Here is a 6,584-nt window from a genome sequence, read left to right as displayed (position 1 = left end):
TCACGTCCGCGCTGTACGGAGAATTGCCCTTTAACACTTTTCCCTTTTAACACTTTGGGCGGCGAAGCCGCCCCGCAACAAAGCGAGGAATCATGAAGGCATGCGACACTCAGATATATGCCGCGACCTACAAGCTGTCGAGCGAGATAGTCTCGGTCGCGCGCCACTTTCCGCGAGACCTTAAGCCGGGCCTAGGGTTTCCGATGATAGATATATCGATGCGGATGGTTCTGAGTGTCTATCGCGCAAACTTCGCCCGTGAGGGTCGCGCCGAAATTATCGAGAAGCTGCTGGAGGATCTGCATGTATTAGAACTTGCGGTGAGGCTGAGCAGCGACCAAGGGAATGTCAGCCGCGAAAAGCATGGCGAAATAATAGAGTTAACCGACTCCATCGGTCGCCAAGCGTACCGATGGATGCAAGACGCCCAGCGGCGCCAAGCGCCGCGAAACAACTCCGGCAAGAGGCACGGCCAGAATGGATAGGGTTACGGCTTTATCCAGCGAGCCAATAATCTCGGACTGCTCCCGCAGGGTATTGCTGCCCCAGGGCGCGCCCCGCGAAAAGGCAAAAGCCAGTTTCGCCACGGTTCAAGACGTCCCGTGGCGCGACGTGTCAGTGAGCAGCTTAACGAAGACGCATTCGACGACGGCAACTACTGGTCGTCCTCTGAGAACAGCAGCAACAACGCCTGGAACCAGAGGTTCAGCGACGGCAATCAGAACAACAACAACAAGGACAACAGCTATCACGTCCGCGCTGTACGGAGATCATGATGCCTTTACTGCCGGGGAAGTTTTTCGGGCCTACTTCGACTGCCGTAAGAACAAGAGAAACACGGCAACTCAATTGGCGTTTGAGCAGCGGCTCGAGCGCAACTTAATGCGGCTCACACGCGAGTTAAACGACGGCAGCTACCAGATCGGCAAGTCGGTAGCGTTCGTCGTTAGCTACCCAAAATGGAGGGAAGTCTGGGCCGCCCAGTTCCGCGACCGCGTCGTGCATCACGTTATGTACAACCGGATAGCCGAACGCTTTTATAAAGGCTTCATCCACGACAGCTACGCCTGCATACCGGGGCGCGGCTCGCTAATGGGCGTGGATCGGGTTCATGCCTTCATGCGTCAAGCTACGCAGAACTGGCAGCAGCCCGCGCACTTTCTGCAAGCCGATCTATCGAATTTCTTTGTCAGTATCAATAAAGAGGTGCTGTTTGAAAGCCTCTGTAAGCGGGTACCTGAGTCAGTAACGCGCCGCCTGATCGCGCAAATCCTGTTTCACGACCCCACGCAAGGGCCGATCATCAATAGCCCCGCCTGGAAGTTTCGCCATGTGCCGCGTCACAAGAGCCTGTTCAATAGCGGCGGCAAAGGGCTGCCCATCGGCAACCTCAGCAGCCAGTTTTTTGCCAACGTCCACCTGGACGCCCTCGACCAGTTCGTCAAAAGGGAGCTAGGCATAAAGCGCTATGGCCGTTATGTCGATGACGTCGTGATGGTCGATCCCGACCCGCAAAAACTCAACGATGCATTCAAGGCAATGCAGCACTACGCCACACACACGCTGGATCTCGCTTTTCACCCCAATAAAACCCAGCGCAATAGCGTTTATCGCGGCATCAACTTTTGTGGCTACGTCATGAAGCCGCACCGGCGCTACGTGCGTCGGCGCTCCACCAACGCCATGAAAGAAGTAGCGCACAGCGCCGAGCGATACACCGACCCCGAAGCCTGGGCGGCTCGAATGAACAGCTACCTAGGCATTTGTCAGCACGCCAACACCTACCGGCTACGCAAGCAGCTAGCCATTGATACCGGTGCCACCTTCGGCGCTGGGCTCGACAAGGTCATCACCCGCAAAACCAAGAGGAACGCCCCATGAGCATCAAGCACGTTACCGCCTACTACGTAGACGCCCAGGACGGACGCCCGGCCAGCGAAGCCCCGCTACGCCACGGCCTCAAACTGCCCAGCGAAAACCTAGTCGTTAGCGCCGTGGATCGCCGCGAATCACCGCCGCTGATTATCGGCACGCTACCTGCCAGTGAGCCGTTATCACCCGGCATGCAGCTAATTGAAGAGTCAGAGCACGTAACCCGTGTTAACGACATCGAGCACTGGCGGGAAAGCAACAGCCAGCGGGAGCTAGCCAAAAAGCGCGAAAGCATGGTGGTAAGCGCGTTCCAGGCCTTCGCCGCCCTGGACGCTGCCGGGTACCTAGATCAAGTCGAAACCATGATGGCCGACCCAGAGACGCCGCGCATTCACCGCCTTGCGTTTGAAAAGGCTCAAGAGTTCCGCCGCCTAAGCCCTACCGTCGATCACTGGAAAGAGCGCTTAGAGCTAACCGAAGCCCAGTGCGATGAGCTGTTTGAAAACGCCGCCACGATCGTGGCTTAAGCCAGAAGCAAGCTAAAGCGCAAGCAGTAAGAGGCCTCCGCTGGAACCACCGCCAGCGGAGGCGTTCTCGTGCGCGCGTCATGCTGTGCCTACCGCCACTACACCAACCTGATCAGGCGAGAGGCAACCGCAATGGCAAAATTCTTACACGGCGCAGAGGTGTTGGAGATCGACACCGGCCCGCGCCCTATTCAAACCGTGCGCTCGGGCGTTATTGGTATCGTCGGCACTGCGCCGGATGCTGAGGGCGCTACCGCCGCAGCACTAACGCTAGGCAATGCGCCGTCTGGCACCGGCATTACATTCACGGCAGCCACCGCCGGCACGATTGGCAACAACACCCGCGTTCGCTATACCGCTCCCGCCGAGGCGTCTGCTGTTCTGACTGTCACGGTCGAGGGTGGCGATATTACAGTCGCGCTTGCTGCGGACGCTGAAGGCGTGGTCACGAGCACCGCCACCGAGGTTGTCACAGCGGTCAATGACAGCGCAGAGGCTAATGCCCTGGTTGTTGCCGCGCTTGCCGAGGGCAGTGACGGCACTGGCATTGCCAAGTCGCGTGATTTTCAAGCGCTCACTGGTGGCGCTGCCGAGCCGTTCCCGCTCAATCGGCCCACGCTGGTGGCTGGCTCACGCACCGAGGCAGCCCGCCTTGGCACCACGGGCACGCTGCCAGGCGCAATGGATGGCATTTTTGATCAAGTGGGCGCTGTCGTTATTGTCGTGCGGGTCGAGGAGACTGAAGACGAGCAGACTACGATGGCTAATGTCATTGGTGGTGTGAACGCGGGTACCGGCGACCTTGAAGGTACGCACGCGCTGGCTGGCGCAGAGAGCGTCGTCGGCTTTGCGCCTCGCATCCTTTGCGCCCCAGGCTTTACCCACCAGCGTGAGACCGGCTTGCGCAATGCTGTGGTGGCAGAGCTCCTGGGTATCGCGGAGCGCTTGCGTGCTGTGATCGTTGCCGATGGCCCTAATACCACTGACGATGCCGCCCAGCAGTATGCCAACGACTGGGGTAGTGCTCGCGTCTACATGGTGGATCCTTGGGTGCAGGTTATGCAGCGTGACGGCAGCTATACGTCAGAGCCCCCGAGTGCGCGCGCTGCGGGCATCATCGCCAAGATCGATAACGATCTTGGCTTCTGGTGGTCGCCTTCCAATAAGCCGATTAATGGCATCGTGGGGACGTCGCGCCCGGTAGATTTCACGCTAGGCGACGCCAACTCCCGCGCCAATCTGCTCAACGAAGGCGGCATTGCCACGATCATCCGCCAGGACGGCTACCGCCTCTGGGGCAACCGCTCACTGACCGATGACGCCAAGTGGCACTTCCTGAGCGTGCGCCGCACCGCTGACATGATCAATGACAGCATTCAGCGCGCTCACCTCTGGGCCGTCGACCGCAACATCACCAAGACCTACGTGGAAGACGTGACCGAAGGCGTCAATGCCTACATTGCCGGACTGGTTGCCGAGGGTGCGCTTTTGGGTGGCCGCTGCTGGCCGGACCCTGACCTGAATACGCCCGCCAATATCCAGCTGGGCAAGGTGTACTTCAACTTCGAGTTCACGCCGCCGTATCCAGCCGAGCACATCACGTTCCGCTCTATGCTGGTGAATGACTATATCGAAGAGGTGTTCAGCTAATGGCCGCTCGCAACATTATCAAGCAAATGACGGTGTCGGTGGATGGTCGCGGCTATGCCGGGAACGTCACCGAGTACACGCCGCCTGCGCTCACCCTGCAGACCGAAGACCACCGCGCCGGCGGCATGGATGCGCCGATTGCGCTGGACATGGGCATGGAGGCGCTGGAAACCAGTTTCATCCTGCGTTCCTACGATCGCGAGATCCTTCGCCAATTCGGGGTGAGTGAAGGTAACGCAGTGCCGTTTGTCGGGCGTGGCGCAATGCAATCCTACGACGGCACCTGGCTTCCGACTGTTCACACCATGCGCGGCAAGATCACCGGCATTGATCGCGGCACCTGGCAGCCAGGGCAGGCGGCATCGATGACCGTGACCATGCGCCTCGATTACTACAAAGAGGAGCATGACGGCGTCCTGGTGCACGAAATCGACGTGATCAACATGGTGCGCACGGTAGACGGCACGGATTTACTGGCCGATATGCGCGCCGCGCTAGGCGTTTAACCGATTCGATCGGCATAGCAGTCCTTGGCCGACTACGGTCGGCCCTTTTTATAGCAGGAGAATGAAATGGAAAACGAAACGCCCGACTACCTAAGCTACAGCGGCGGCTACTGTGATATTACGTTGGCACGCCCAGTGACCTTCGCGAATGGCATTGAGCAAAAGGTGCTGCGCATGCGCGAGCCGACCGTGGATGATCAGATCGTTCATGACGAGACCAAGGGTAGTGACGCAATCCGCGAAGTAAATATGTTCGCCAACCTGTGCGAAGTGGCGCCCGAGGATGTCCGCAAGCTCAGCATGAAGAGCTACCAGCGCGTGCAGAAGGCGTATGCCGGTTTTTTGGACTAAGCGCTGATGATGTGCGGCGCCTGACGCTGGCGCTGGCGTCGCATACCGGCTGGGGCGTGAGCGAAATAAGCGCCATGCGCGTTAGCCGGTTCCTGTGGTGGGTTGAAGGCCTACCCAGGCAAGAGAGGTAAAGGGGAGCCGCATGGCGAACAAGAAGCTTAGCGCGACAATCGCAATCGGCGGCACGGTAGCCCGCTCGCTTACACGCGGGCTGACGAACACCAAAGGGCAGCTGGCCGAGGTTGGTGGCGAGATCGGAAAGACGACTCGCCGCCAACGCCAGCTGTCCGACCAGATCAAAACCTTTGGCCGGCAAGGCCGAAACGTTGACGGCCTGCGCCGCCAATATGCCGAGCTAGGCACGGAAATTGACCGCCTGCGCCGTAAGCAGGAAGGCTTGCAGCGTTTGGCGTCTGCCAATGTGGGCGGGCGCTTTAGCACCATGACAAATGAAGTAGGACGATTGGCTCGCCGCACTGCGCTGGCAGGTACGGCGGCAGCTGGCGCGGTATTTGGCGTGGCTAGTAGCACCGCCTCGCTGGGTGACAATATCGGCAAAACGGCTGACAAGCTCGGCATGGGTATTGAGGAGCTGCAGGCCTACCGCTACGCTGCCGAACGCTCAGGCGTGGCATCCAATACATTCGATACAGCGACCCAGCGTATGGTGCGCCGGGTATCCGAAGCGGCTCGCGGCACCGGCCCCGCAAAAGACGCTATTGAAGAGCTAGGGCTGTCGGCACAGGCGTTGGCATCTATGACGCCAGACGAGCAGCTGAACCATTTTGCCGACGCACTACAAAATGTCGAGAACCAGGGTGATCGTGTTCGCCTGTCAATGAAGCTTTTTGACACGGAAGGCGTAGCAATGATCAACATGCTGCGTGACGGCAGCGAGGGGCTGCGGCAGTACGGAGATGATGCACGCCGAACAGGCTACATTCTCAGCGATCAGGCGGTGCGGGATGCGGAGTCATTCCAGGACACTCTTCTTGACACGCAGCTTTCGCTGTTCGGCCTCAAGAATATAATCGGCGCGGAGCTGATGCCCGTGGTCGGCGACATGATGGGCAAGTTTACCGGTTGGCTGGCCGATAATCGTGACCAAGTAGGCATTTGGGCCAAGGCCTTTGCGACAGGCTTGCAAAATGCCGTGCCTGCTATATTGAGCATGGCGGAAGGCTTGGCGACGGTAATAGGTAAGATTGGCAGCGCCGCCAGCACTACTGCAGACTTGGTTGGCGGCTTTGACAACCTAGGCATCATCATCGGCACCGTGATCGCAGGTAAGGCCATTGGCTCTATCGTGATGTTCGGTACCGCTATTTTTCAAGCTGGCGGCGCGCTGCTGTCGCTTTCAGGGGCAATGCCCTTGATTGCTGGTGGCGTCAAGGCGATCGGCGCTGCGCTAATGGCTAACCCTATCGGCCTGATCATTGGTGCTATTGCTGGCGCTGGCTACCTCATCTACCGGAACTGGGAGAAAATTGGCCCCTGGTTCGGCAAGCTATGGCAAGGCGTTCAAGAAAAGGTCGCCTGGGCATGGGATAAGGTAAGGTCTATCGTTGACTGGTCACCGCTCGGGCTGATCACGCGCAACTGGGGTGCAATCACCGACTGGTTTGGCGGCCTCTGGGGTCGGGTTAAGCGGGGCGCCTCCCTTGGATGGAAAGCGCTT

General features: G+C 59.0%; 7 protein-coding genes. All 7 read left to right on the top strand.

What is annotated here, in order from left to right:
* Positions 1 to 92 precede the first annotated feature (92 nt).
* On the top strand, positions 93 to 485 hold the full coding sequence (locus CXF87_RS11350) for a four helix bundle protein (RefSeq protein WP_101146706.1): 393 nt from the start codon (positions 93 to 95) through the stop codon (positions 483 to 485).
* Between the two features lie 397 nt (positions 486 to 882).
* Positions 883 to 1,881, top strand: a complete 999-nt coding sequence (locus tag CXF87_RS11340) for a reverse transcriptase domain-containing protein (RefSeq protein WP_157826513.1) — start codon at positions 883 to 885, stop codon at positions 1,879 to 1,881.
* On the top strand, positions 1,878 to 2,399 hold the full coding sequence (locus tag CXF87_RS11335; protein WP_101146703.1) for a hypothetical protein: 522 nt from the start codon (positions 1,878 to 1,880) through the stop codon (positions 2,397 to 2,399). Before CXF87_RS11340 ends, CXF87_RS11335 begins: the two co-directional genes overlap by 4 nt.
* A gap of 132 nt (positions 2,400 to 2,531) precedes the next feature.
* Complete coding sequence (locus CXF87_RS11330; RefSeq protein ID WP_198556065.1) at positions 2,532 to 4,049, top strand: phage tail sheath subtilisin-like domain-containing protein; 1,518 nt, start codon at positions 2,532 to 2,534, stop codon at positions 4,047 to 4,049.
* A complete protein-coding gene (locus CXF87_RS11325; protein WP_101146702.1) occupies positions 4,049 to 4,555 on the top strand; it encodes a phage major tail tube protein in 507 nt (168 codons plus the stop codon). Before CXF87_RS11330 ends, CXF87_RS11325 begins: the two co-directional genes overlap by 1 nt.
* A 66-nt stretch (positions 4,556 to 4,621) precedes the next feature.
* Positions 4,622 to 4,906, top strand: coding sequence for a phage tail assembly protein (locus CXF87_RS11320; protein WP_101146701.1), 285 nt, complete (start codon positions 4,622 to 4,624; stop codon positions 4,904 to 4,906).
* 142 nt (positions 4,907 to 5,048) lie between these two features.
* The coding region (locus CXF87_RS11315; protein ID WP_198556064.1) for a hypothetical protein at positions 5,049 to 6,584 on the top strand (1,536 nt) is incomplete at its 3' end.

This window comes from Halomonas sp. MES3-P3E (genome assembly GCF_002836035.1).
Classification (GTDB): Bacteria; Pseudomonadota; Gammaproteobacteria; order Pseudomonadales; family Halomonadaceae; genus Vreelandella; species Vreelandella arctica.
This window is presented reverse-complemented; position numbering and strand designations above follow the sequence as displayed.

Coding starts and splice junctions, on each gene's coding strand:
- CXF87_RS11330 (WP_198556065.1), top strand. CDS start 2,532: ATGGCAAAATTCTTACACGGCGCAGAGGTGTTGGAGATCGACACCGGC.
- CXF87_RS11325 (WP_101146702.1), top strand. CDS start 4,049: ATGGCCGCTCGCAACATTATCAAGCAAATGACGGTGTCGGTGGATGGT.
- CXF87_RS11320 (WP_101146701.1), top strand. CDS start 4,622: ATGGAAAACGAAACGCCCGACTACCTAAGCTACAGCGGCGGCTACTGT.
- CXF87_RS11340 (WP_157826513.1), top strand. CDS start 883: ATGCGGCTCACACGCGAGTTAAACGACGGCAGCTACCAGATCGGCAAG.
- CXF87_RS11335 (WP_101146703.1), top strand. CDS start 1,878: ATGAGCATCAAGCACGTTACCGCCTACTACGTAGACGCCCAGGACGGA.
- CXF87_RS11350 (WP_101146706.1), top strand. CDS start 93: ATGAAGGCATGCGACACTCAGATATATGCCGCGACCTACAAGCTGTCG.